Annotated in this window: 21 protein-coding genes and 2 tRNA genes; 17 read left to right on the forward strand and 6 right to left on the reverse strand. The window is 74.9% G+C overall.

Annotation, left to right across the window (positions count from 1 at the left end; translation table 11 throughout):
• Nucleotides 1–22: 22 nt before the first annotated feature.
• From glp to ACI784_RS04170, 5 genes are all read left to right on the forward strand, one after another.
• Nucleotides 23–1,411, forward strand: coding sequence for a molybdotransferase-like divisome protein Glp (gene glp / locus ACI784_RS04150; protein WP_457012576.1), 1,389 nt, complete (start codon nt 23–25; stop codon nt 1,409–1,411).
• Nucleotides 1,412–1,420: 9 nt separating this feature from the next.
• On the forward strand, nt 1,421–2,041 hold the full coding sequence (locus tag ACI784_RS04155) for a GNAT family N-acetyltransferase (protein WP_457012577.1): 621 nt from the start codon (nt 1,421–1,423) through the stop codon (nt 2,039–2,041).
• A gap of 184 nt (nt 2,042–2,225) precedes the next feature.
• Nucleotides 2,226–2,927 (forward strand): divisome protein SepX/GlpR, encoded by a 702-nt coding sequence (gene sepX / locus ACI784_RS04160; RefSeq protein ID WP_457012578.1) that lies wholly within the window; start codon nt 2,226–2,228, stop codon nt 2,925–2,927.
• 68 nt (nt 2,928–2,995) lie between these two features.
• Nucleotides 2,996–3,069 (forward strand) — tRNA-Ala (locus tag ACI784_RS04165).
• 160 nt (nt 3,070–3,229) lie between these two features.
• Complete coding sequence (locus ACI784_RS04170) at nt 3,230–4,996, forward strand: PQQ-dependent sugar dehydrogenase (RefSeq protein ID WP_457012579.1); 1,767 nt, start codon at nt 3,230–3,232, stop codon at nt 4,994–4,996.
• A gap of 16 nt (nt 4,997–5,012) precedes the next feature.
• On the opposite strand, the gene ACI784_RS04175 is transcribed toward ACI784_RS04170, so the two are convergent.
• The 3 genes from ACI784_RS04175 to ACI784_RS04185 all read right to left on the reverse strand — a co-directional run bounded on the left by ACI784_RS04175 (nt 5,013) and on the right by ACI784_RS04185 (nt 8,287).
• Nucleotides 5,013–5,693: a hypothetical protein gene (locus tag ACI784_RS04175; RefSeq protein WP_457012580.1), complete on the reverse strand. Its 681-nt coding sequence runs from the start codon at nt 5,691–5,693 to the stop codon at nt 5,013–5,015.
• 165 nt (nt 5,694–5,858) lie between these two features.
• A complete protein-coding gene (locus ACI784_RS04180; protein ID WP_456921621.1) occupies nt 5,859–6,653 on the reverse strand; it encodes an enoyl-CoA hydratase/isomerase family protein in 795 nt (264 codons plus the stop codon).
• Nucleotides 6,654–6,763: 110 nt separating this feature from the next.
• Nucleotides 6,764–8,287, reverse strand: coding sequence for a dolichyl-phosphate-mannose--protein mannosyltransferase (locus tag ACI784_RS04185; RefSeq protein WP_457012581.1), 1,524 nt, complete (start codon nt 8,285–8,287; stop codon nt 6,764–6,766).
• A gap of 103 nt (nt 8,288–8,390) precedes the next feature.
• Here ACI784_RS04185 and rsmI point away from each other — a divergent pair, with 103 nt between their 5' ends.
• Both rsmI and ACI784_RS04195 read left to right on the forward strand, forming a co-directional pair.
• The gene (rsmI, locus tag ACI784_RS04190; protein ID WP_457012582.1) at nt 8,391–9,230 is read left to right on the forward strand and encodes a 16S rRNA (cytidine(1402)-2'-O)-methyltransferase; all 840 of its coding nucleotides are present in this window, start codon (nt 8,391–8,393) and stop codon (nt 9,228–9,230) included.
• A 216-nt stretch (nt 9,231–9,446) separates the two neighbouring features.
• Nucleotides 9,447–10,319: an endonuclease domain-containing protein gene (locus tag ACI784_RS04195; protein ID WP_457012583.1), complete on the forward strand. Its 873-nt coding sequence runs from the start codon at nt 9,447–9,449 to the stop codon at nt 10,317–10,319.
• A gap of 93 nt (nt 10,320–10,412) precedes the next feature.
• Here the strand turns inward: ACI784_RS04195 and ACI784_RS04200 are convergent, their stop codons facing one another.
• Nucleotides 10,413–11,516, reverse strand: a complete 1,104-nt coding sequence (locus ACI784_RS04200; protein ID WP_457012584.1) for a magnesium and cobalt transport protein CorA — start codon at nt 11,514–11,516, stop codon at nt 10,413–10,415.
• Nucleotides 11,517–11,638: 122 nt separating this feature from the next.
• On the opposite strand from ACI784_RS04200, the gene ACI784_RS04205 reads away from it, so the two are divergent.
• The 8 genes from ACI784_RS04205 (at nt 11,639) to ACI784_RS04240 (ending at nt 21,018) form a co-directional block, all read left to right on the forward strand.
• Entirely contained in the window at nt 11,639–13,141 is a 1,503-nt protein-coding gene (locus ACI784_RS04205; protein WP_457012585.1) for an amino acid permease, read from the forward strand.
• A gap of 102 nt (nt 13,142–13,243) precedes the next feature.
• Entirely contained in the window at nt 13,244–13,864 is a 621-nt protein-coding gene (locus ACI784_RS04210) for a hypothetical protein (RefSeq protein ID WP_456921627.1), read from the forward strand.
• Between the two features lie 34 nt (nt 13,865–13,898).
• The gene (gene metG, locus ACI784_RS04215) at nt 13,899–15,692 is read left to right on the forward strand and encodes a methionine--tRNA ligase (RefSeq protein WP_457012586.1); all 1,794 of its coding nucleotides are present in this window, start codon (nt 13,899–13,901) and stop codon (nt 15,690–15,692) included.
• Nucleotides 15,689–16,576, forward strand: a complete 888-nt coding sequence (locus ACI784_RS04220; RefSeq protein WP_457012587.1) for a TatD family hydrolase — start codon at nt 15,689–15,691, stop codon at nt 16,574–16,576. The genes metG and ACI784_RS04220 overlap by 4 nt, the downstream gene beginning before the upstream one ends.
• Before the next feature lie 51 nt (nt 16,577–16,627).
• Nucleotides 16,628–17,467, forward strand: coding sequence for a hypothetical protein (locus tag ACI784_RS04225; RefSeq protein ID WP_456921630.1), 840 nt, complete (start codon nt 16,628–16,630; stop codon nt 17,465–17,467).
• 631 nt (nt 17,468–18,098) lie between these two features.
• The gene (locus ACI784_RS04230; RefSeq protein ID WP_457012588.1) at nt 18,099–19,190 is read left to right on the forward strand and encodes a ubiquitin-like domain-containing protein; all 1,092 of its coding nucleotides are present in this window, start codon (nt 18,099–18,101) and stop codon (nt 19,188–19,190) included.
• Nucleotides 19,145–20,056, forward strand: coding sequence for a 16S rRNA (adenine(1518)-N(6)/adenine(1519)-N(6))-dimethyltransferase RsmA (gene rsmA / locus ACI784_RS04235; RefSeq protein ID WP_457012589.1), 912 nt, complete (start codon nt 19,145–19,147; stop codon nt 20,054–20,056). The genes ACI784_RS04230 and rsmA overlap by 46 nt, the downstream gene beginning before the upstream one ends.
• Nucleotides 20,053–21,018 carry a 4-(cytidine 5'-diphospho)-2-C-methyl-D-erythritol kinase gene (locus tag ACI784_RS04240; protein WP_456921633.1) on the forward strand — a complete coding sequence of 322 codons (966 nt, stop codon included), beginning with the start codon at nt 20,053–20,055 and terminating at the stop codon, nt 21,016–21,018. The genes rsmA and ACI784_RS04240 overlap by 4 nt, the downstream gene beginning before the upstream one ends.
• A gap of 3 nt (nt 21,019–21,021) precedes the next feature.
• On the opposite strand, the gene ACI784_RS04245 is transcribed toward ACI784_RS04240, so the two are convergent.
• Both ACI784_RS04245 and ACI784_RS04250 read right to left on the reverse strand, forming a co-directional pair.
• On the reverse strand, nt 21,022–21,675 hold the full coding sequence (locus ACI784_RS04245) for a TetR/AcrR family transcriptional regulator (RefSeq protein WP_456921634.1): 654 nt from the start codon (nt 21,673–21,675) through the stop codon (nt 21,022–21,024).
• An 80-nt stretch (nt 21,676–21,755) separates the two neighbouring features.
• Nucleotides 21,756–22,742, reverse strand: a complete 987-nt coding sequence (locus tag ACI784_RS04250; protein ID WP_457012591.1) for an acyl-CoA desaturase — start codon at nt 22,740–22,742, stop codon at nt 21,756–21,758.
• Nucleotides 22,743–22,949: 207 nt separating this feature from the next.
• Here ACI784_RS04250 and ACI784_RS04255 point away from each other — a divergent pair.
• Together ACI784_RS04255 and glmU are read left to right on the forward strand one after the other, a co-directional pair.
• Nucleotides 22,950–23,022 (forward strand) — tRNA-Gln (locus ACI784_RS04255).
• A gap of 34 nt (nt 23,023–23,056) precedes the next feature.
• Complete coding sequence (gene glmU / locus ACI784_RS04260; RefSeq protein ID WP_456921636.1) at nt 23,057–24,535, forward strand: bifunctional UDP-N-acetylglucosamine diphosphorylase/glucosamine-1-phosphate N-acetyltransferase GlmU; 1,479 nt, start codon at nt 23,057–23,059, stop codon at nt 24,533–24,535.
• Nucleotides 24,536–24,574: the final 39 nt, after the last annotated feature.

The raw sequence follows: 24,574 nt of genomic DNA on the forward strand, positions 1-24,574 counted from the left end.
AGCATCGTCCTCCGTGGTGGACATGACCGGGGACGAGACGAGCGGAGCGCCCGCAGGGCAGCGCGACACCACGGCGATGGACCTGCGTCAGGGCACCGTGCTGCGCGAGGCACCGGCGGTGGTCCACGAGACCACGGCGATCGACCGTGGGCAGGTGCCGCCGCCACCCGCGGCCGGCGAGCCGCCCGCGCCGCGCACGGTCGAGCAGCACCTCGACGAGATCCTCTCGGCCGTGCCGCAGCCGGACGCGATCGAGCTCGCCGTCCTCGACGCGCAGGGCCTGCTCTGCGCCGAGGAGGTCGTCAGCCAGCGCGCCCTGCCCGCCTTCGACCAGGCCGCGCTCGACGGCTACGCCGCCCGCGCTCTCGACGTGGAGGGCGCCTCCTTCGAGGAGCCGGCTCGCCTCGCGGTGGTGGGCGAGACCGTCGCGGGCCCGAGCGGCCCGTCGTCCATCGGCCCGGGCATGGCGCAGAAGGTCAGCGCGGGCGCGATGCTGCCCGCCGGCGCCGACGTCGTCGTCCCGGCGGTGTGGACCGACCGGGGCGTGGTCACCGTCGCCGTCCACGCGCCGGTCGAGCCCGGCGGCTACGTGCGTCGCGCGGGGGACGACGTCGCGCCGGGCACCGCCGCGGTGCAGGTGGGGACGCCGATCGGGCCGGCCCAGATCAGCCTGCTGGCCGCGGTGGGGCGCGACCGCGTGCAGGTGCGCCCGCGGCCTCGGGTCGCCGTCCTGTCCGCCGGGAGCGAGCTGGTCGACATCAGCACGCCGCCGGGCCCTGGGCAGGTCGTCGACGTCAACAGCTACGCGCTGGCCGCCGCGGCCCGTGACGCGGGCGCGGAGGCCTACCGGTCGGGGATCGTCCCCTCCGACCGGCGCCGCATGTCCGAGGTGCTGGAGAGCCAGCTGCTGCGCAGCGACCTGGTGCTCGTGTCGGGCACCTTCGCCACCGAGGGTGACACGGTGCAGGAGGTCATGGCCGAGCTCGGCCGGATGCACTTCTCGCCCGTGACGATGCACCCGGGCCCGGTGCAGGCGTTCGGCCGGCTGGGCCGCGACTCGGTGCCGGTCATCTGCGTGCCGGGTGAGCCGGTCGCCGCGCTGGTGGCCTTCGAGGTGTTCGTGCGCCCGGCGATCCGGCTGATGCTCGGCAAGCGCCAGCTGTTCCGCCGCACCGTGCAGGCGATCGCCGCCGAGCAGCTCCTCTCGCCGCTCGGGTACCGCCAGTACCTGCACGGCCAGGTGATGCGCCACCCCGACGGCGGCTACGTGGTCGAGCCGCTCGGCGGCGGCGACGAGGCGATGCTCGCCCGCATGGCGCGGGCCAACTGCCTCATCGTGATCGACGAGGACGTCACCGAGGTGGCCGCCGGCGGGCTGGTCACCGTCATGCCCCTGCTGCTCGGCGGCTGACGGGACCCCGTGGCCGACCCCGCCCTGCACCCCGGCTGGCCCGCGCGGCTGGCGTGGGGTCCGGTGGAGCTGCTCCCACCGCGCCGCGGCGACGCCGACGAGTGGAGCCGGGTCCGGCTGGCCAACGAGTCCTGGCTGGCCCCGTGGGAACCCAGCGCCCCGTCGTCGTGGGCGGCCCGGCACTCGCCGCAGTCGTTCCGGGTGATGCGCCGCGCCGTGCTGCGCCGGGCCGCCGCGGGGACGACGCTGCCGTTCGTCGTCCACGTGGACGGGCGGCTGGCCGGGCAGGTCACCATCGACAACGTCGTCCGCGGGGCGTTGCGCTCGGGGAGCCTGGGCTACTGGATCGACCGCGCCGTGGCCGGGCGGGGCGTCGCGTCACTGGCAGTGGCCCTGGCGTGCGACCACGCGTTCGGGCCGGCGCAGCTGCACCGGTTGCAGGCCGACATCCGGCCGGAGAACGGCCCGAGCCGGCGACTGGTGGAACGCCTCGGGTTCCGTCACGAGGGATTGCTGCGCCGCTACCTCGACATCGACGGCGACTGGCGGGACCACCGGTGCTACGCGCTGCTCGCGGAGGACGCCCCAGAGGGGGTCCTCGCGCGATGGCGTGCGCGTATACCCCGCTGAGGCTCATACCATGCACGGGTCGCGTGGATGGGTGACTCTTTGTCGACACGCCGTCCCGACGGCACTCCAGTCACACAACACCTCAGTGACACGCCCGCGCGCCTCCCTCGAACGGGGTGGTCCAGGCCTTAACTTCGCCGGGCGAGTGACTCATGTGACGGGTGGTGTTCTGATGGGATCCGGCGTGCTTCTGGCCGCTCTGGTCGTGCTGTGGTTCGTCGTGCTGGTGCCGATGGTGGTGACCCGCGGTGACTCGCAGACCGTCCCCGCCGACGCGGGGCGGACGCTGCAGCGGCGGCGCGCGGTGGACCCCGTGCTCCACGCCGAGACCGAGCGGGTCTCCGTCGACCGGGCGGCGCTGCTGACCTCCGGCGAGCTCCGGGTCGACGTGCACGCCGTCCGGCGCCGCACCCTGGCCGGCCTGGTCGCCCTGACGCTGCTGGCGCTGGCCGGCGCGATCCTCTACAGCCCGTGGCTGTGGATCGCCCAGGGCCTGCTCGACGTGGCCGTCGTCGGCTACCTGATGGTGCTGCGCGCCGCCGCCCGTCGCGAGCGGCTGGCCGCCCGCCGCGCCGCGCGCGCCGCCGCCCGTGCCGCGCGCCGGCCGGCAGAGCGCCCCGCGGCGCGCCCGGTGCCGGCACCCCGTCCGGCGGTGGAGGAGGTCGAGGAGGCGCCCGTCGCCGAGGAGGTGCACCACACCGTCGGCCTGCCGCACCCGAGCCTGCCGCTCGCCCCGGTGCACCCGCTGCGCCCGGGCCGGGTGGTGGCGGCCCGCGCCGCGGCGCCCGCGGGCTGGCAGATCAGCGCGGTCGTGGGCCTCGACGACGACGACATCGGCTTCGCCGACATCGACGTCTACCAGCCCCGGAAGGTCGCCAACGGCTAGGGCGACGCTCCGGCGCCGCCCCCCGTGGCGGCGCCGGAGCACGCGGACGGTAAGCTCTCCGTTCGTCAGGGGCTGTGGCGCAGACCGGTAGCGCACCTCGTTCGCATCGAGGGGGTCAGGGGTTCAAATCCCCTCAGCTCCACCCGACAGCCCAGCAGCCCCGCCCGGGTCCCCCCGGAGCGGGGCTGCTGCGTCTCTGCCGACCGCTGCGCGCCCGGGTGACCACGCACGGTGCCGCACCGCACGGGTCCCCGGGGTCCGCGTTTGTGGCGCGCCGACGCGTTGGGGGAGCGTCGCTGCCCATGAGCCGGCATCAGGCCCGTGCCACCGTCACGCACCTCGGCGTCGCGACGGCGGTCGTCCTCGGCACGTCCGTGGTGACCGCCGCCCCGGCCGCGGCCGTCCCGGTGCTGGCGCCGGGGTTCGTCGTCCAGGAACTGCCGAGCGGGCAGGACGAACTGCTCACCGACTTCGCGTTCCTGCCCGACGGCAGCTACGTGACCACCGGCAAGAACGGCCGGGTGGCCTGGGTGTCGGCGGCGGGGGAGGCCCGCACCCTCGCCGAGCTGCCGGTCGTCACCCGCAACGACCTGGGCCTGGTGGCCGTCGCGCCCGCCCCCGACGGCGCCACGCTCTACACCGGACGCGCGCTCGACGTGGACGGGCAGTGGATGCTGCGGCTGAGCGCCTGGACCCTCGTCGGCGGCCCGCAGCCGACCGGGCTGGCCGACGAACGGATCGTGCTCGAGCTGCCGGCGACGTCCGACGCGCACGGCCTCACCGGCCTGCTCGCCGCCCCCGACGGCACCCTGTGGGTGACCATCGGGGACAGCGCGGGCTACGTGGACGCCGACCCGCTGGCCCTGCGCGCCCTCGACCCCACCACCGGCTACGGCAAGCTCCTGCACGTCCTGCCCGACGGCAGTGGGGTGCCCGACAACCCGTTCTTCGACCCCGCCGACCCGTTCGCCTGGCAGAGCCGGGTCTACGCCGGCGGCTTCCGCAGCCCGTTCCGGCTGAGCCTCGACCCGGTCACCGGTGCGCCGGTCGTGGGCGACGTCGGCTGGACGGCGTGGGAGGAGGTCGACGTCGTCCGCCCGGGTGCCGGCTACGGCTGGCCCTGCTGGGAGGGGGACGGTCCCACCCCCGGCTACGCCGAGCTGCCCGGGTGCCAGGGCGTGCCCAACACCGCCCCCCTGTGGACCTATCCGCACGGGCCGGCGGGCACCGCGGTCACCGGCGGCTTGGTCTACACCGGCACGGCCTACCCGCCGGAGTACCAGGGGGCGTACTTCTTCGGCGACTACTCGGCCCAGCGGGTCTACACCCTGCGCTCCGACGCGGCGGGCCAGCTCGTGCGCCCGCCCGAGGCCGACGGCTTCGCCGCGGAGCTCGGGGCGCCGGTCGCCTTCCGGCCGCACCCGGAGAACGGCGACGTCGTGTGGGCCGACATCCGGGGCAGCGTGCTGGACCGGCTCGTGTACGCGCCCGGCAACCGCCCCCCGACCGCGCAGGCCGCGGCCACGGTGGACGCCCCGACGCGCACCGTGACCTTCGACGGCAGCGGCTCCAGCGACCTCGACGGCGACCCGCTGACCGCGCGCTGGGACCTCGGCGACGGCGCCGTGGCCGACGGCCCGCAGGTCGTGCACTCCTACGCCGGCTCCGGGGTCGAGCCGTTCACCGCGACGCTGACGGTCACCGACCCCGGCGGGGCGCAGGACACCGCCACGATGACCGTCGTCCCGGGGAACAGCCCGCCGGTGCTGACGCTCAGCGCACCGCCGCCCGACCGGCGCTGGGTGCCGGGGGAGCTGGTGCAGGCGTCGGCGACGGCGGTCGACGCCGAGGACGGGCTGCTGACGGTCCGGTGGACCGAGGTGCTCGTGCACTGCAGCGGCGGAGGCTGCCACGAGCACCCGGGTGAGACGGTCGAGGGGCCGGACTACTCCCGGCCGTTCGTCGACCACGGCGAGGGCACCCGCATGGAGGTCACCGTGACCGCGACCGACAGCGCCGGTGTCCCGGCCTGGGAGGTCTTCGTCCTCGAACCGCAGTCGGCGGTCTGATCGGCGCTGCCGGAGGTCAGCCCATCGTCCGTGCCCGCACCCGTGCCGCGGTCGTCGCGCCTGCCCGCGTGGTCGTCGCGGCGAGTCGTCGGGCCACGAGCGACGCCTCGTGGACGCGCCGGGCCGCCCGCTCGGCAGCGGTCGGTGGCCGCGGTGCCCAGGGTCGCCGGGCCCAGAGCCGTCCGGTCCAGGTCACGTGGGCGAGCTGTCGCCGCGCCCGGGACCGCCGGACCACGGCGACGAGCGCCGCCAGGCCCGCGACCGCGCTGACCACCGGTACCGACCGGCGGCGGGCGGCGGGGGCCGCGTCGTCGACGCCGGATGGCGAGGCCGCTGCGGGGGCGCTCGTGTCGTCGGCCGGCAGCAGGCTCTCCGACGTCTGGCGCGAGTAGTCGATCCCGTAGTGCCGGTAGAGCTGTTCCTCCTGGGCCTCGGACAGCCGGTGGGTGTCGCCGACCGACGGCGCCCCGACGACCTGCGCGCGGTTCACGGTCACGCGCACCTGGTCTCCGGTCTCGGCCGCGTCGACGACCGGGACGACCGCGCTGGCCTCGTCGACCTCCACGTACATCCACTCCGGGAGCCCGGTGGCCTCGTCCGCCAGGACGGCGGTGCAGGGGCCGATCGGGGTGCCCTGGCGGTCGACGACCGTCCGCCCGACCCAGTTCCGTGCCGCGTCTCGTGCAGGTAGACCCATCGCTGCTCCCGGTGTCTGGGGCGCTCCCGTGGCCGCGGTGCGACGCCGGGCGCCTGCGGTCGGTGGCGCCCCTTCCCGATCCGGGACGCCGCGATCGGTGGTACCCGGGGCGCCGCCGGGGAACCCGCCGTCGTCGTCCCTGGACGGCGGTCGGCCGACCCGGGCTCAGGCGGTGCCGCGGAAGTCCGGCTGGCGCTTGTCGATGAAGGCACGCACGCCCTCCCGGCCCTCCGGGTCGGCGGCGGACTCGGCGATCAGCCGCGCCTCGTCGTCCAGCTGCTGCTCGAGGGTCCGGACGGCGGCCTGCCGCACCAGCGCGCGGGTGCGCACCATCGCCCGCACCGGGCCGGCCGCCACCGCGTGCGCCAGTGCGATCGCCGACTCGTGCACCTCCTCGTCCTCGACCAGGCGGGCGACCAGGCCGAACATGTGCGCCTCCGCCGCGGTCAGGGCGCCGTTGGTCAGCATGAGCTCCAGCGCCCGCGGGGCCCCCAGCGCGCGGGTCAGCGCCCACGAGCTGCCGCCGTCGGGGGAGTAGCCGATCGCCCCGTAGGCCGGGCGGATCTTGGTGGAGCGGGCGCAGACGACGATGTCGCAGGCGCCCATGAGGCCGATCCCGGCGCCGGCCACCGCGCCCTGGACCCCGGCGACGACCGGGACCGGGCAGTAGAGCAGGGCCCGGATGACCTCGTGCCAGTCGTGCGCGAGCTGCCCGACGTAGCCGCCGGGGTCCTCCACCGAGGAGAACGCGCGCACGTCGCCGCCCACGCAGAACCGCTCACCGTTGCCCAGCAGCAGCACCGTCCGGGCCGACCCGGGCCGCGCCTGCAGCGCGGCCGCGAGCTCCGCGGCCATCGCCGGGTCGATGGCGTTGCCGGTCTCCGAGCGGTCGAGGGTGATGCGCCAGACGTCGCCGTCGGCCTCGGCGAGCACCCGGGGTCGCTCCTGTGCGCTGGTCATCGCCGTCTCCTCCGTGCCGGTGCGTCGTCCTCGACCGTCACCGTACGGAGGATGCGGGGCTCAGGCGCGGGTGCGGACGGCCCCGGCCTGCAGGTCGGCGCCACCCGGTGTCAGAACCATGATGGGAACCACATGCGGTCCAGCCACTCCGCGTGCGTCAGCGGCTGCCCGCTGAGCACCGGGTAGAAGAAGACGAACGTCGCCGCGACGATCCCCACGTAGGTGGCCACCACGCCGAGCCCGAGCTGGCGGCGCCACGGCTCGGCGCCGGGCCGGCCGAGCACGTCCTGCAGCACCAGCACGACCGCGAGCACGAAGAACGGCACCACCGGCGCCATGTAGAAGATGAACATCGTGCGCTCGGGGTTGAGGAACCAGGTGCCCCACCCGGCAGCGATCGCGGTCGCCAGGACCAGCGCGGCGGGGTCCCGGCGGGCGACCAGCCGCCAGGCCAGCCAGACCAGCGCCGGTGCGAAGGCGAACCACAGCGTCGGGGTGCCCAGCATCAGGATGTAGCGGACCACCTGCTCACCCGCGGCGTCGGTGAGCCCCTGCGGGTTCCACAGCAGGATCGGCCGCCCGTCGACCAGCCACGACCACGGCCCGGACTCCCACGGGTGCGGCGTCGACAGGCTGTTGTGGAACCGCAGCCACTCGGCGTGCTGGTGCCACAGCGAGCGCAGCGCGTCGGGCACCCACGGGAACGCCGTCTCCGGGTTCTGCTGCGCCCAGACCTTGCCCTGCGACGTCTCGCCGAGGAACCACCCGGTGAAGCTGGTCAGGTAGGTGAGCACCGGCACCACCGCCAGCGCCCAGAGCGCCCCGGGCAGCCCGCGGCGGGCGGCCACGAGGGTGGGACGGCGGACGCCGGCCTCCCGCCAGGCCGCACGGTCCCAGAACACCGACAGGACGGCGAACAGCGCGAGGAAGTACACCCCGCTCCACTTCACCGCGCACGCGCACCCGAACAGGGCCCCAGCGGCCAGGCGCCAGCCGCGCGGGCCGAGCGCGAACCCCGCCGCCAGCCCGCCGGCCACCCGGATGCGGGCGCGCACCCGGTCCCGGTCGACGACCAGGCAGGCGACCGCGCCGAGGACGAAGACCTGGAGGAAGACGTCGAGCAGGCCGATGCGCGACAGCGAGAACGCGAAGCCGTCCAGCGCCAGCAGCAGCCCGCCGATCAGGCCGAGCAGCGTGGAGCCGGTGAGCCGCCGTCCCAGCCGGGCGAGGACGACGACCGAGACGGTGCCCGCGACCGCCGACGGCACCCGCCAGCCGAACGAGTCGTAGCCGAACAGGTGGATGCCGCCGGCGATGAGCCACTTGCCCAGCGGCGGGTGGACGATGAACGTGTAGCCGCGGTTGTACTCGTGGCCCCACTCGAGCAGCTCCCGCGCCTCGGGCGGGTAGTAGGCCTCGTCGAAGAGCAGGTCGGACGGGTAGCCCAGGTCCCACAGCCGGCTGACCAGCGTCGCCCCGCCGAGCACCGCGGCCAGCGCCCAGGACAGCCACCGGTCGGGCGGCAGCGGCGGCGTCCGGTCGCGGCGCGGGCGCGGCAGTGGCCAGCGGCGGACGGGCGTCGGCCGGGGCTCGTCGGGCCCCCGGTCCGTGCGCTCGGGAGCCAGCACCGCCATGGGGGCCAGGGTAGTGAAAGGACCCCCCTGCCCCCCGGCACTCGCAGGCTCGCGCCGGGCCCCTGAGGGGGCCGACGGCACTCGCCGTGACAGGCTCGGACGTGTGAGTGGACGTCTGGTGCTCGGCGGCGCCCCCCTGGGACAGCCCGGCGACGTCGGCCCGCGACTGCGGGAGGTCATGGCCACCGCCGACGTCCTCGCCGTCGAGGACACCCGCCGGCTGCACCGGCTGGCCGCCGACCTCGGGGTGACGCTCGCCGGCCGGGTGGTGACGTTCCACGAGTCGGTGGAGCGCGCGCGGCTGCCCGGCCTGCTGACCGCGCTGACCTCCGGCGCGACCGTCCTGCTGCTCACCGACGCCGGGATGCCGTCGGTCTCCGACCCCGGCTACACCCTGGTGCGGGCGGCGATCGACGCCGGCGTCGAGGTCACCTCGGTGCCCGGGCCCTCGGCGGTGACGACGGCGCTGGCGGTCTCGGGCCTGCCGGTCGACCGGTTCTGCTTCGAGGGGTTCCTGCCGCGCAAGGGCGGGGAGCGACGGTCACGGCTGGCCGGGCTGGCCGACGAGCGCCGCACGATGGTGTTCTTCGAGTCCCCGCACCGGCTGGCCGACGCCCTGACCGACGCGGTCGCGGCGTTCGGCGCCGAGCGCGAGGCCGCCGTCTGCCGGGAGCTGACCAAGACCCACGAGGAGGTCCGCCGCGGTCCGCTGGCCGAGCTGGCCGCGTGGGCCGCCGAGGGCGTGAAGGGCGAGATCACCCTCGTGGTGGGCGGGGCGCCGGCCGGGCCGGTGTCGCTCACGCCGGTGGAACTGGCCGCGGAGGTCGCGGCGGAGGAGGCGGCGGGCGCCACCCGCAAGGACGCCATCCGCGCCGTCGTCGTCCGGACCGGGCTGCCCCGCCGCACCGTCTACGACGCCGTGGTCGCCGCGAAGTCCCCCTGACGGCTCGCGCGGGGCGGCCCCACGTTCTGTGCACGAACCGGCCTCTCGTGGGGGTGGGGACGACGATCTGTGCACACCCCGCGGGGTGCAGGTGCCCGCACCGCGACATGTGCACAGACCGTGCGCTCCGGGGCGCCCGGACGGCGATCTGTGCACAGCGCGCGGGCTGGGGACGCTCCCGGACCCTCGGTCGCCCAGCGCTGCAACGGTCGGCGCATGCCCGTCGTCCCTCGTGTCCCGCCCCTGCTCGTGGGCAGGCCCTTCCGCGGCAGCGAGGCGGTCGCGCACGGTGTCGTGACGAGCCACCGGCTGCGCGGTCCGGCGTTCCGCCGTCTCTTCCACGACGTCTACGTCGACGCGACCACGCCGGTCACGCACCGGCTGCGGGCCGTCGCCGCGGCCGGGCTGATCGTGCCCGGTGCCGTGGTGTCGGGGCCCAGTGCCGCAGTGCTGTGGGGCGTCGATCTCGCCGGCCCGGAGGACGACGTCGAGCTCACGGCGCCACCGGGCTCCTCCGCCCGTCGCGTGGCCGGCCTGCGGGTCCGGCGGGCGCGCCTCGACCCCGAGGACGTGTGCTGCCGCGGGCGCGTCCGCCTGACCGGCCGCGTGCTCACCGCCGTCCGCGTCGCGTCGCTGCTGGCCGACGACGAGGCCGTCGTCGCGCTCGATCGCATGGTCGTCGCGGAGATGGTGGACCTCGCGGCCGTGCGTGACCGGGCGGCGCGCCCCGGGGCGGCCTCCCCGCGGGTCCGGCGGATCTGTGCGCGGGCCGACGGGCTCGCGGGGTCGCCGCAGGAGACCAGGGTGCGGCTGCTCATGGAGCGTGCCGGGCTGCCGGCCCCGGTCGCGCAGTACGTCGTGCGGCACGAAGGGCGCTTCGTCGCCGAGGTGGACTTCGCGTGGCCGGGGCTCCGGGTGGCGGTCGAGTACGACGGGCTCTGGCACGCCGAGGCGGGGCAGTTCGGCAAGGACCGCCGGCGGCTCAACCGGCTGCGCGAGGCCGGCTGGACGGTCGTCTTCGTGACCGCGGCGGACCTGCGCGACCCGCTGCGGCTGGTGGCGATGATCCGGACGGCGCTCGGCCGCTGACCACGGTTCGTGCGCAGATCGTGCTCACCGAGTCGACGAGAGCACGATCTGCGCACCAACCGTGCCCGGGTGGGCGGCCCCGGCACCGCCTCTTCAGAGCCAGCCGTTGCGCTTGAAGCCCCGGTAGAGCAGGACGCAGGCGCTGACGATCACCAGCAGCACCAGCGGGTAGCTGAAGCGCCAGTGCAGCTCGGGCATGAACTCGAAGTTCATCCCGTAGATGCCGGCGATGGCCGTGGGGACGGCGATGATGCCGGCCCACGCGGAGATCTTGCGCATGTCCTCGTTGTCGGCCTGGGAGGTCCGGGCCAGGGAGGCCTGCAGGATCGACGTGAGCAGTTCGTCCAGGGCCGCGATCTGGTCCCGCACGCGGATGGCGTGGTCCTCGACGTCCCGGAAGTAGGAGCGCATGGCCTCCGGGACGGCGTCGATGCGCCGCTCGGCCAGCTTCTGCAGCGGCACCTCCAGCGGGGAGACCGCCCGGCGCAGCGACATGAGCTCCCGCTTGAGCTGGTACAGCCGCCCGATGTCGTCGGTGCGCCGGTCGCTGAACACCGACGCCTCCAGCTCGTCGACGTCCTCCTCCACGGCGCTGGCCACGTCGACGAAGGTGTCGACCACGTGGTCGGCGACCGCGTACAGCACCGCCGCCGGGCCGTGGCAGAGCAGGTCCGGCTGCTCCTCCATGCTCCGGCGCAGGTCGGTCAGCCCGCCGTGCTCCCCGTGCCGCACGGTGATCACGTAGTGGGGACCGAGGAACACCATGACCTCGCCGGTGTCGACGACCTCGCTGGTCGCGGTCAGCCGGTCGTGCTCCACGTAGGTCGCGGTCTTGAGCACCATGAACAGTCCCTCGTCGTACCGCTCGAGCTTGGGCCGCTGGTGGGCGAAGACGGCGTCCTCGACCGCCAGCGGGTGCAACCCGTACCGGTCGGCGATCGACCCCAGCTCCACCTCCGTCGGCGCGTACAGCCCCAGCCAGACGAAGCCGCCGAGCGCGACCGCCTCGTCGAGCGCGTCGTGCGGGTGGACCGGTTCCTGGCGCTGACCGGCGACGTAGATCCCGCAGTCGACCACCGGGCTGACCCCGTCGGGCCGGGACGGCGTGGTGCGCGGCCGGCCCGCCGGGCGGGGACGCGGCGACGGCTCGGCCGGCATGCCCCCGGGGGTGCTGCGCGGGGTCTCGGTGCCGGTCATGCGCACTCCTCAGGCGGTCTGTCCGAGGTGTCAGCGTAGGCATGCGGGCTGATCGCGCCCGTGCGACGCTGCCGGGGGCGAGCAGTGCCGGCGGAGGTGCCGGCCCGCGAGGAGGGGACGCCGTGGCCGTCAACACGCGCCGGGTCAAGTCCGTCGAGGACTCCATCCGCGACACCGACGAGCCCGAACACCGGCTCAAGAAGAACCTGTCGGGCCTGGACCTCACGGTCTTCGGGGTCGGGGTGATCATCGGCACCGGCATCTTCGTGCTCACCGGCATCGTCGCCCGCGACCAGGCCGGCCCCGCGGTCGCGATCTCCTTCGTGATCGCCGGCGTGGTCTGCGGGCTCGCCGCACTCTGCTACGCGGAGTTCGCCTCGACCGTGCCGGTGGCCGGGTCGGCGTACACGTTCTCGTACGCGACCTTCGGCGAGTTCATCGCGTGGATCATCGGCTGGGACCTCGTCCTCGAGCTCGCCCTGGGCGCAGCCACGGTCTCGGTGGGCTGGTCGGGCTACCTCAACCAGCTGCTCGGCGACGTCGGCACACCGCTGCCGTCGTCGATCGCGGGAGAGACGGCGACGGTGAACATCCCGGCGATCGTGATCACGCTGGTGATGACCGGCGTCCTGATCCTGGGGATCAAGCTCTCCTCGCGGGTCACCGCGATCATCGTGGCCATCAAGCTGGCCGTCGTCCTTCTCGTGATCGTCGTCGGGCTCTTCTACGTGACGGCAGACAACTACTCGCCGTTCGTCCCGCCGGCCGAGCCCGCGCCCGCGGGGGAGGGCGGCTGGCTGCACACGCCACTGATCTCGGTGCTCACCGGGTTCAGCCCCGGCCTCTACGGCTGGGGCGGGGTCCTGGCCGGCGCGGCGATCGTGTTCTTCGCCTTCATCGGCTTCGACATCGTGGCGACCGCCGCCGAGGAGACCCGGGACCCCAAGCGGGACATGCCGCGCGGGATCCTCGGCTCGCTGGCCATCTGCACCGCCCTCTACGTGGCGGTCTCCCTGGTGGTCGTGGGCATGCAGAACTACACCGAGCTGAGCGCGACCGCACCCCTGGCGGGCGCGTTCTCGGCCAACGGGATGCCGGTCTTCTCGAGCATCATCTCGCTCGGCGCGTTGGCCGGGCTCACGTCGGTCGTCATGATCCTGATGCTCGGTCAGTCCCGGGTGCTGTTCGCGATGAGTCGTGACCACCTGCTGCCGCCCGGCTTGGCGAAGGTCCACCACCGGTACGGCACCCCGTACCGCATCACGATCGCCACCGGGATCGTGGTCGCGCTGCTCGCCGGGTTCGTCCCGCTCACCGCGCTCGCGGAGCTGGTGAACATCGGCACGCTCTTCGCCTTCTTCCTCGTGTCGATCGGCGTCTGGGTGCTGCGGCGCACCCGTCCGGACCTGCACCGGTCCTTCCGGGTGCCGTGGGTGCCGGTCCTGCCGATCGTCTCGGCGTTGGCCTCGCTGTGGCTCATGACGAACCTGCCCACCGACACCTGGCTGCGCTTCCTCGTCTGGATGCTGCTCGGCATCGGCATGTACTTCGTGTACGGCCGCCGACGCAGCCGGATGGCCACCGGAGAGCGGCCGCCGGCTGCCGAGAACATCGCCCGCCGCTGACTCCCCCGGAGGGGTGAGGCCCCTCCCCACGGGCGTTCAGCGGGCTCCCGCCCGCGCCGACCCGACCGGTGACCGTCGTCCCCGGCCAGGGAGAGCTGCACCGTGCCCGATCCGAGCACCACCCCCACGGCGCCCGTGCCCGGTCGGCCGCGGCCGCCGGTGGCGGTGCTGGCCGCCGCCGGGCTCGCCGGGCTGGAGGCCGTGGCGCTGGTCGCCGGTGCGCTGACCGGCCTCGACGGCCTCCTGCTCGTCGGCTCGCGGCCGTCCGGACCGGTGGTCGCCGCCGTGCTGCTGGGCCTGGCGACGTGGGTCGTGCTGTGCGCCGGCGGCGGGCTGCTGCTCGCCGACGGGTCCGGACGGCGCACGTACACGGGCGTGGCCACCGCCGAGATCGCCCTGGTCGCCGCCCTGCTGGTGCTGGCCCTCGGCACGCCGCTGCTCGACCCGCTGACGGCGTCGCTGCCACTGCTCCCGCTCGCGCTCCTCTTCCTCGGCGTGCCCGTGGGGAAGCTCCTGCTCGCCGGCGCACCGAGCGCCCTGGCGTGGTCGGCGACCGGGCCGCGCGCCGCCGCCTCCCGACCGGAGCCGGGGCCGGCCCGCCCCGTCCTGCGGGCGGCCACGCTGGGCGTCATCGGCCTGGCGCTGGTCGCGGTCGTCCTCGTCACACCGGTGCCGGGGACCCCGGCCGAGACCCCGGCGACGGCGGGCACCAGCCAGCCCTGAACCGGGTGGACGCCGCTTCCGTACTCTCGTCGGCGTGAGTGATCGGCACATCCTGACCGCCGTGGCCTGGCCCTACGCCAACGGTCCGCGGCACATCGGCCACGTCTCCGGCTTCGGCGTCCCCTCGGACGTCTTCAGCCGCTACCACCGCATGGTGGGGGACAGGGTGCTGATGGTCAGCGGCACCGACGAGCACGGGACGCCGATCACCGTCGCCGCCGACGCGGAGGGCATCACGCCGCGGGAGATCGCCGACCGCAACAACCGGATCATCGTCGGCGACCTGCAGTCGCTCGGGCTGAGCTACGACCTGTTCACCCGCACGACCACGGTCAACCACGCGCAGATCAGCCAGGAGATCTTCCTGGGGCTGCTGAAGAACGGCTACGTCTTCCCGCAGACGACGCTCGGCGCGATCAGCCCGTCGACCGGCCGCACCCTGCCCGACCGCTACATCGAGGGCACCTGCCCGATCTGCGGCTACGACGGCGCCCGCGGCGACCAGTGCGACAACTGCGGCAACCAGCTCGACCCGGTCGACCTGATCAACCCGGTCAGCCGGATCAACGGCGAGACCCCGAAGTTCGTCGAGGAGGAGCACTACTTCCTCGACCTGCCGGCGTTCACCCGGGCGCTGGGCGACTGGCTGGCCACCCGCACGAGCTGGCGGCCCAACGTCCTCAACTTCAGCGTCAACCTGCTCGACGACCTCAAGCCGCGCAGCTACACCCGCGACATCGACTGGGGCGTCCCGGTGCCCCTCGACGGCTGGCGCGACCGCCCCGACAAGCGGATCTACGTGTGGTTCGACGCCGTCGTCGGCTACCTGTCGGCGTCCATCGAGTGGGCCCGCCGCTCCGGCGACCCGGACGCCTGGCGGCAGTGGTGGCAGACGCCGGACTCCGACGCCTACTACTTCATGGGCAAGGACAACATCGTCTTCCACTCCGAGATCTGGCCCGCCCAGCTGCTCGGCTACAACGGCGAGGGCGACAAGGGCGGCACCCCGGGCTCGCTGGGCCGGCTCAACCTGCCCACCGAGGTGGTCTCCAGCGAGTTCCTGACGATGGAGGGGCGCAAGTTCTCCTCCTCCCGCCAGGTGGTCATCTACGTGCGGGACTTCCTGGCCCGGTACGACGCCGACGCGCTGCGCTACTTCATCGCCGCCGCCGGGCCGGAGACGCAGGACACCGACTTCACCTGGTCGGAGTTCCGCCGCCGCAACAACGACGAGCTGGTCGCGGGCTGGGGGAACCTGGTCAACCGCTCGGTCTCGATGGCGGCGAAGAACGTCGGCGCCGTCCCCACCCCCGGGGAGCTGACCGAGGCCGACCAGGCGCTGCTGGCGACGACGAAGGCCGCGTTCGGGCCCATCGGCGACCTGCTGGCCCGCAACCGGCAGAAGGCCGCCGCCGCGGAGACGATGCGGGTGGTCGGCGAGGCGAACAAGTACCTGTCCGACCAGGCGCCGTGGAAGCTCAAGGAGGACCCGGCCCGCCGGGACACCGTCCTGCACACCGCGCTGCAGGCCATCAGCGACTGCAACGCCCTGCTCACGCCGTTCCTGCCGCACTCCGCGCAGAAGATCCACGAGCTGCTCGGCGGCACCGGCGTGTGGTCGCCCGCGCCCCGGATCGACGAGGTCACCGACCTCGACGACGGCTCGCCCTACCCGGTCATCACCGGCGACTACGACGCCGCGCAGGCCGTGTGGGCGTCCCGGCCGCTGCAGCCGGGGACGCCGCTGGCGCCGCCCACCCCGGTGTTCAAGAAGCTCGACGAGTCGATCGTCGAGGAGGAACTGCGCCGGCTCGAGGGCGAGGAGTGAGTCGCTCGGCGAGCGCCCGCGCCAACCGGCGGGGGGAGCCGCCGCCGTCCCCGGAGCCGCTCCCGTCGCCGGCGATCGACAGCCACACCCACCTCGACATCGCTCTCGACAGCGACCGGCTGCCGGACGCCGCCGCGGTGGACGCCGAGATCGCCGCCGCCGTGGCCGTCGGCGTCCCGCGGCTGGTGCAGGTCGGGGTGGACGTCGGCTCCTCGCGGTGGTCGGCGGAGCTCGCGGCCCGGCACCCCAACGTGCTGGCCGCCGTCGCGCTGCACCCGAACGAGGCGGGCGCCGGCGCGGCCACCGACGACGCCCTGGCCGAGATCGACCGGCTCGCCGCGCTGCCGCGGGTGCGTGCGGTGGGGGAGACCGGGCTGGACCGCTTCCGCACCGGCCCCGAGGGCTGGGCGGCGCAGGAGGCCTCGTTCCGGGCGCACATCCGCATCGCCAAGGAGCGCGGCGTCGCCCTGGTCATCCACGACCGCGACGCGCACGAGGAGATCCTCCGGGTGCTCGAGGACGAGGGCGCTCCCGAGCACACCGTCTTCCACTGCTTCTCCGGCGACGCCGCCTTCGCCAAGGCCTGCGTCGAGCGCGGCCACGTGCTCTCCTTCGCCGGCACCCTGACCTTCGGCAACGCCGGCTACCTGCGCGAGGCCGCCGCCCTGACCCCGCTCGACCAGCTGCTCGTCGAGACCGACTCGCCGTTCCTCACCCCGATGCCGCACCGGGGCCGGCCCAACGCCTCCCGGCTCGTGCCGCTCACCGTGCGGGCGCTCGCCGAGGTCACCGGGGCCGAGCTCGACCAGCTCTGCGAGGCCCTGACCAGGAACGCGGAGCGCGTCTTCGGCTCCTGGGACGACGGGATCCCGGCGCAGCCCTGACGCCGGGAGGACGGTCCTCCCGCTCCCAGCCGAAGCGTGGACACTAGGGGCGTGGGCCGCCTCATCGCCGTCGTTCTCTTCATCGCCGTGCTGGTCCCCGGTGTGCTCCTCGCCCGCGCGTGGGCGCTGGCCGCCGGTCGCCGCGCGGTCGCGGTCGCCGCCGTCGAGTTCGCCACTCCCACGCCGGAGGGCACCGCGACGCTGCAGCGCCAGGCGCAGCACGGACGGCGGGTGCGCGCGCTGGGCTGGCTGCTCGGGCTGGTCGGCATCGTGGTGAGCATCGTGCTGTTCGCCGAGGCCTCGGTGTTCCTCTGGGCCCCGGCCCTGCTGGTCGGCCTCCTGGTGGGCGTCGTGCTCGCCGAGACGACCCGGCCCCGGCCCCGCTGGCGGCTGAGCAGCCCGCCGCGCCGGCCGAAGTTCGCCGAGCAGGCCTCGCCCGTCCTGGTGTGGGCGATGCGCGTCATGGTCGCCGCCGAGGTGGTGGCCGCCGCCCTCATGTGGCAGCGCGACAACCTGCCCGCCTCCGTCGGGTGGGTCGCCCTCGTCGTCCCGCTGGCGACCTGGGTCCTCGCCGAGATCGCGCTGCTGCGCACCGTGGCGCGCCCCCTGCCGGCCGAGGGTGCCGACGTGCCCGTCGACGAGGCGCTGCGCACCTGGACCGCGCACCTGGTCACCGCCGCGACCAGCGTGCTGGCGCTCCTCCCGCTGGGGGCGCTGCTGCTGGCCGCCGGCATCGACCTGGGCGACCGCGTCACCGAGGGCGTCGACCTGCTGCCCGTGGCACTGGTCGCCGGTGGCTTCGCCGGGCTGGCCGCCGGGCTCGCCGTCGCCGTGTTCCTGCTCACCTGGCTGCGGCCGGTCCGCTCCACCGACCGCGCGCTCGCGCGCTGAGTCACTGCGGTCCTCCGGACCGCACCACGGCCACGTGCCGTGCCCCTGCTGCGCTGAGCCCTCCCCGTGTCCCGGTCGGGAGCCCCTGCGGGCCCCCGCGACCGGTCCACCCACGGTGCGGGCGGCCGCTCCTGCGGGACCTCGTGCGCTCCTGCGGTGCTGTGACGCCGCGGAAGCGAGGAGGACACCGCAGGAGGCTCCCGAACCGGTCCGCCGGGTGACCAGGGGCCGGCCCGATCGTGTGCCCCGTCACCCCTCGCCGGTGCGCTGAGCGGCGCCGTTGCCCCGTCGAGAGGGCAGCCACACTGTGCGATTGGTCACCCCACCAGCCTCACGCTGCGCACGCGTCCCACGCGTGGCAGCCCGGCACACAATCACTCGGTGTATCGGCGCGCCCACATGTCGCTACGTCGACCCGCTGGTTCACTGCTCACGCACCGTCGCCTGAGGTATCAGGTTCGTTATCGTGTCGTGACCAGCCGGGGTGGGGACCGACCCGGGCGGCACCGCGACCGGGAGCGATGAGCTCCCGGTCGACTGCCGTCCGAGCCGGGAACGCGCTCGGTGCCCACCTGCCGGTGGGTTCCTGCGCGGCCTCCTCTGCCCGGGTTCAGTGACCCCTGGAAGTGTCGTGTCCCGATCGCTGAAGCTCGCCCTCTACGTCCTCGTCCTGCTCGGACTCGTGGGCGGCACCCTGGCCTACTTCGCCGCCCAGAAGTCCCTGACGCTGACCGTCGACGGGCAGGCGCGTGAGGTCCGCACCTACGCCGACACCGTCGGCGAGGTGCTCGAGGAGGAGGGCCTGCAGACGCAGTCGCACGACGTCGTCCTGCCCGACGCCGAGGCCGGTGTCGAGGACGGCGACGCGGTCGTCGTCAACCGGGCCCGCCCCCTGCAGCTGACCGTGGACGGCGTGGCCAGCGAGGTCTACGTGACCGCGCTGTCGGTGGAGGAGGCGCTCGCGCAGCTGGGCTACCGCGCCGACGACCTCGTGCTCTCCGCCAGCCGCAGCGAGCGGCTCCCGCTCGACGGCATGGCGCTGTCGATCAGCACGCCCAAGGACATCACCCTGCTCGTCGACGGCACCGAGCGCGTGGTGACCACGACGGCCGCCACCGCCGGAGCCCTGCTGGCCGAGCAAGGCGTCACGCTGGGCCCGGACGACCGCACCAGCGTGTACGCCGAGCAGGCGCTGCTGGACCGCATGCGGATCCAGGTGACCCGCGTGCAGGTCAACGAGGTCACCGAGACCTCTGCCATCCCGCACGGCACGGTCGAGACCCAGAACCCCGAGGCCTTCGAGGGCGAGAAGACCGTCACCCAGAAGGGCGTGGACGGCGAGCAGGCGACCACCTTCCGGGTCACCGTCACCGACGGCGTCGAGACCGCGCGCGAGCAGCTGACCACCACCGTCACCCGCAAGCCGGTCGACGAGCAGGTCACGGTGGGCACGAAGGAGCGCCCGGCCGCCCCGGCGGTCGCCGGTGGTGGCGTCTGGGACCAGCTCGCCAAGTGCGAGGCGGGCGGCAACTGGGCCATCAACACCGGCAACGGCTACTACGGTGGCCTGCAGTTCAACCTCGGCACGTGGCGGGCCCACGGCGGCACCGGCCTGCCGAGCGACGCCAGCCGGGAGGAGCAGATCGCCGTGGGTGAGCGCGTCCAGGCCACGCAGGGGTGGGGCGCCTGGCCGGCCTGCGCCCGCAAGCTCGGTCTCCGCTGAGCACTCCCGAGCCGGCCTCCGAGCTGCTGGGCCCGGCCGCGATCCGCGACCTGGCCCAGCAGCTCGACCTGCGTCCGACCAAGACGCTGGGGCAGAACTTCCTGCACGACGCGAACACGATCCGGCGGATCGTGCGCACCGCCGAGGTGACCCCCGAGGACGTCGTCCTCGAGGTCGGTCCCGGACTCGGCTCGCTCACCCTCGGCCTGCTGCCGGCCACCGCGCGGGTCACCGCGGTGGAGATCGACCCCCGGCTGGCCGCGCTGCTGCCGCGCACCGTCGCCGAGCGGGCGCCCGCCCTCGCCGACCGGCTGACCGTCGTCGAGGCCGACGCACTGCGGGTCCATGAGCTCCCCGGGCCGCCGCCCACGGCGCTGGTGGCCAACCTGCCGTACAACGTTGCGGTGCCCGTGCTGCTGCACCTGCTGGAACTGCTGCCCACGCTGCGCCGCGCCCTGGTGCTCGTGCAGGCCGAGGTCGCCGAGCGGCTCGCGGCCGCGCCCGGCGCCCCGGCCTACGGCGTGCCGTCGGTCAAGGCCGCCTGGTACGGCGAGGTCCGCCGCGCCGGCAACGTGGGCCGGCGCGTCTTCTGGCCGGAGCCCAACGTCGACTCCGGCTTGGTCGCGCTGGTGCGCCGGCCGCCGCCGCCCGGGGACCGTGCCGCGACGTTCGCCGTCGTCGACGCGGCCTTCGGCATGCGGCGCAAGGGCCTGCGGGCCGCGCTGGCGCGGTGGGCGGGCGGCCCGGCCGCGGCCGAGGCCCGGCTGCGGGCCGCCGGCATCGAACCGGCCACCCGGGGCGAGCAGCTGTCGGTCACCGACTTCGCGCGGCTGGCCGCCACCCCGCCGGTGGAGCCGGGCGCATGAGCTGGTCGTCCTCCGGCGGGCCCGGGCGGATCGCCGGGGACGGCGCCGTGGTCGCCCGCGCGCCGGCCAAGGTGAACGTGCACCTGGCCGTGGGCCCGCTGCGCGCCGACGGCTTCCACGAGCTGCGGACGGTCTACCTCGCCGTCTCGCTGTTCGACACGGTGACCGTCCGCCCCGGCTCCGGGCTGGCGCTGAACGTCACGGGTGAGGGCACCACGGGCACCGGTCCGGACGCCGTCCCCACCGACCGCCGCAACCTCGTCTGGCGGGCCGCCGAGCTGCTCGCCGAGCGCGCCGGCGTGTCCCCGGACGCCACCATCACGGTCGACAAGTCCATCCCGGCCGCGGCGGGGCTGGCCGGTGGCAGTGCCGACGCCGCCGCCGCGCTGGTCGCCCTGGACGCCCTGTGGGGCACCCACGCCACCCGCGGCGAGCTCGCCGCCCTGGCCGCGCAGCTGGGCAGCGACGTCCCGTTCAGCCTGCACGGCGGGGTCGCGCTGGGCTCGGGTCGGGGCGAGCAGCTCTCCCCGGTGCTGGCCCGGCGGCGGTGGGACTGGGTGCTCGGCATCGCCGGCGAGGGCCTGTCGACCCCGGCGGTCTACGCCGAGCTGGACCGGCTGCGGGACGAGGGGCGGGTGCCCGACGGCGGCGAGCTGGCCTCGCCCGAGCCGGTGATCAGCGCGCTGCGCAGCGGTCCGGTGTCGGCGCTCGCCGCCGCGCTGGCCAACGACCTGCAGCCGCCGGCGGTGTCGCTGCGGCCGGCCCTGCGCCGCGCGCTGCGGGCAGCCACGGACGCCGGCGCGCCCGCGGCGATCGTCAGCGGGTCCGGGCCGACGGTGGCCGCGCTCGCCGACGACGAGGACGCCGCCGTCCGGCTGGCCGCCGAGCTGGCCGGGGTGGGCGTGTACCGCACCGTCCGCGCGGTGCACGGACCGGTGCCCGGGGCCCGCCTGGTCGGGTGACCCTCAGGCGCTGGGGAGCTCCGAGGGCCGGCTGACCAGGCGGGGAGCCGGCTCCAGGTGGGCCAGGCCGTTGTAGGACAGGTTGACCAGGTGCGCGGCCACCTCGCGCTTGCCCGGCGAGCGGGTGTCCAGCCACCACTGACCCACCAGCGCCACCATGCCGACCAGCGCCTGGCTGTAGAGCTCGGCGAGCCGGCGGTCGTAGCCGCGGGCGTCGAACTGGGCGGCGAGGATGTGCTCGACCTTGCGCGCCACCTCACCGATCAGCGACGAGTAGGTGCCCCCCGACGCGCCGCTGACCGGGGAGTCCCGGGACAGGACGCGGAAGCCGTCGGTGTCCTCCTCGATGTAGTCGAGCAGGACCAGGGCGGCCCGTTCCAGCAGCTCCCGCGGGGTGCCGCCGGCGGCCAGCGCGGAGGTGAAGCGGTCCAGCAGCCGCTGCATCTCGCGGTCGACGACGACGGCGTAGATGCCCTCCTTGCCGCCGAAGTGCTCGTAGACGACGGGCTTGCTGACGTCGGCGCGGGCGGCCAGCTCCTCGATGGAGGTGGCCTCGTAGCCGCGCTGGGCGAAGACCTCCCGGCCGACGTCCATCAGTTGCTGACGCCGCTGGGCGCCGGTCATGCGCACCCGGGGCCGAGCCACGCTGCTGGGCATGGCCCCCATGGTGCCCCGTGCCGCCCCCGCCGCGGGGGTCCTGTGCGGCGTCGGCGGCCCGGGTGGGGGACCGGCCGCCGTCAGGACGCGGCCGCGGCAGGGACCCGCCGCTTCGCGGCCAGCCGGACCGGGTCGGGCCACTTCACGCTGTGCGCCCAGCCGAGCTTCTCGAACACCCAGATGACGCGGGCGCTGATGTCGACCTGGCCGCGCAGCACGCCGTGGCGGGCGCAGGTGGGGTCGGCGTGGTGCAGGTTGTGCCACGACTCCCCACCGCTGAGCAGCGCCAGCGGCCAGAAGTTGGTCGCCCGGTCCCGAGAGGCGAACGGCCGGCTGCCGACGACGTGGCAGACGGAGTTGATCGACCAGGTCACGTGGTGCAGCAGCGCCACCCGCACCAGGCCGGCCCAGAAGAACGCCGACCAGGCACCGGCCCAGCTCTGCGTGACCAGGCCGCCGATCACCGCCGGCAGCGCCAGGCTGAGGAAGGCCCACACCACGAACAGCCGGCTGGTGCGCCGCAGGGCGACGTCCTTGAGCAGGTCGGGCGCATAGCGCTCGGGGTTGGTCTGCCGGCGGTCGAACAGCCAGCCGAGGTGCGCGTGCCACATGCCCTTGAGCAGTGCCCGCGCGTCGGTGCCGTAGCGCCACGGAGAGTGCGGGTCACCGGCGCGGTCGGAGAAGGCGTGGTGCCGACGGTGGTCGGCGACCCACTGCACCACCGGGCCCTGGATCGCCATGCACCCGGTCACCGCGAGCGCGATCCGCAGTGGGCGGTTGGCCTTGAACGACCCGTGGGTGAAGTGCCGGTGGTAGCCGACGGTGACCCCCAGCAGGGTCAGGTAGTAGAAGCCGACGGCGAGGCCCACGTCGAGCCAGGACAGCCCCCACCCCCAGACGGCGGGCACCACCGCGGCCAGGGCCAGGAACGGCACGATCACGAACACGTAGAGCGTGATCTGCTCCAGCGCGCCCTTCACCTCGCCCAGTGCGTTCGCCGGGAGGCCGGCGTCCGGGTCGGCGGAGCGCGGCGGTGCGGTGGGCCGGGTGAGTGCGGGCGCGGACAAGCGGCCTCCTGGTGGTGGGGGACCGGTGGGCACCGCGGCTCTGGGGTGCCGGGGAACCGGCCTGCGAGGCCGTAACCTACGTCACCGTAGGGAGTGCCGCCTGTCGGGACCACCCGGTCGGGCGGTGCCCGCGATCCCGGGGCGCCCTAGGCTTCCGGGGGACGCCGACCGGTGTCCGCGCCGCCGGTGCGCCGGTGACGCACGCAGTGGGGGATGGGGTAATCGGCAGCCCGCCGGCCTTTGGAGCCGGGAAGTCTCGGTTCGAGTCCGAGTCCCCCAGCAACGCCGTCCGAGCCCTAGGCACGAGGAGACCCGTGACCGTCCCACCCCCGCCGTCCGTCGCCGCCGTCGTCGTCCTCGCCGCCGGGCAGGGCACGCGGATGAAGTCGTCCACGCCGAAGGTGCTGCACACCCTGTGCGGGCGCAGCATGCTCGGGCACGTGCTGGCCGCGGCCGAGCCGCTGTCGGCCGGGCACACCGTCGTGGTCGTCGGGGCCGGCCGGGAGCAGGTCGAGGAGCACCTCGCCGCGGTCGCGCCCGCCGCGCGGCCGGTGTTCCAGGCCGAGCAGCGCGGGTCCGGGCACGCCGCCGCCGTCGCGCTGGACGCCGTCCCCGAGGTCGACGGTCCGGTGCTGATCGTCAACGGCGACGCGCCCCTGCTGCGCCCGGAGACGATCGCCGCGCTGGTCGACGAGCACCGCGCCGCAGGCAGCGTGCTCACGGTCCTCACCGCGGAGGTGGCCGACCCCACGGGCCTCGGCCGGATCGTGCGGGACGCCGAGGGTGCGGTGCAGGCCATCGTCGAGGAGCGCGACGCCACCCCCGAGCAGCGCGCCATCCGGGAGATCAACGCCGGCGTCTACGTCGGTGACGCGGCCGCGCTGCGGCGCATGCTGGGCTCCCTCGGCGAGGAGAACGACCAGGGCGAGCAGTACCTGACCGACGTCCTCGGCCTCCTCGTCGCCGAGGGCGCCCGGGTCGGCGGCGTGCGTGCCGAGGACCCCGACGACGTCCTCGGCTGCAACGACCGCCGCGAGCTGGCGGCCCGCCGGCGCACCCTCAACGACCGGGTGCTCGACGACCTCATGCGCGCCGGCGTCACCGTCGTCGACCCCGCGACCACCTGGGTCGACGTGACGGTCACGGTCGCCCCCGACGCGGTGCTCGAGCCCGGCGTCCAGCTGCAGGGGACGACGTCGGTGGCCACCGGCGCCGTCGTCGGGCCGGACACCACGCTGCGGGACACCGAGGTGGGGGAGGGCGCCTCCGTCGTCCGCTCGCACGTGCTGGGCGCCGTCGTCGGGCCCGACGCCACCGTCGGCCCGTTCAGCTACATGCGCCCCGGCACCCGGCTGGCCCGCGGGAGCAAGGTCGGCGCCTTCGTCGAGACGAAGAACGCCGAGGTCGGCATCGGCTCCAAGGTGCCGCACCTGTCCTACGTCGGCGACGCCACCATCGGCGAGGGCGCGAACATCGGGGCGGCGACGGTCTTCGTCAACTACGACGGCGTCGCCAAGCACCGGACGACGATCGGCGACCACGTGCGGATCGGCTCCGACACGATGCTCGTGGCACCGGTCACGGTGGGCGACGGCGCCTACACCGCGGCCGGGTCCGTGATCACCTCGGACGTGCCCCCGGGGGCGATGGCTGTGGCGCGGGCCACCCAGCGGAATGTGGCAGGCTGGGTGCGCCGCCGGCGTCCAGGGACGGCCGCGGCGAAGGCCGCGGAGGCGGCCGGGGGTGCGGAGGCCGCCGGCGCGGCCGACACTCGAACGCAGGCGTCCGAGTAGGCCGGTCGACGGCACGTTCCCAGAGACGACGACCACTAG

The organism is Geodermatophilus sp. SYSU D01186 (assembly GCF_054050215.1).

Coding starts and splice junctions, on each gene's coding strand:
- glp (WP_457012576.1), top strand. CDS start 23: ATGACCGGGGACGAGACGAGCGGAGCGCCCGCAGGGCAGCGCGACACC.
- ACI784_RS04180 (WP_456921621.1), bottom strand. CDS start 6,653: ATGACCAGCGCACAGGAGCGACCCCGGGTGCTCGCCGAGGCCGACGGC.
- ACI784_RS04240 (WP_456921633.1), top strand. CDS start 20,053: ATGAGCTGGTCGTCCTCCGGCGGGCCCGGGCGGATCGCCGGGGACGGC.
- ACI784_RS04200 (WP_457012584.1), bottom strand. CDS start 11,516: ATGACCGGCACCGAGACCCCGCGCAGCACCCCCGGGGGCATGCCGGCC.
- ACI784_RS04195 (WP_457012583.1), top strand. CDS start 9,447: ATGCCCGTCGTCCCTCGTGTCCCGCCCCTGCTCGTGGGCAGGCCCTTC.
- ACI784_RS04185 (WP_457012581.1), bottom strand. CDS start 8,287: ATGGCGGTGCTGGCTCCCGAGCGCACGGACCGGGGGCCCGACGAGCCC.
- ACI784_RS04175 (WP_457012580.1), bottom strand. CDS start 5,693: ATGGGTCTACCTGCACGAGACGCGGCACGGAACTGGGTCGGGCGGACG.
- ACI784_RS04170 (WP_457012579.1), top strand. CDS start 3,230: ATGAGCCGGCATCAGGCCCGTGCCACCGTCACGCACCTCGGCGTCGCG.
- ACI784_RS04245 (WP_456921634.1), bottom strand. CDS start 21,675: ATGCCCAGCAGCGTGGCTCGGCCCCGGGTGCGCATGACCGGCGCCCAG.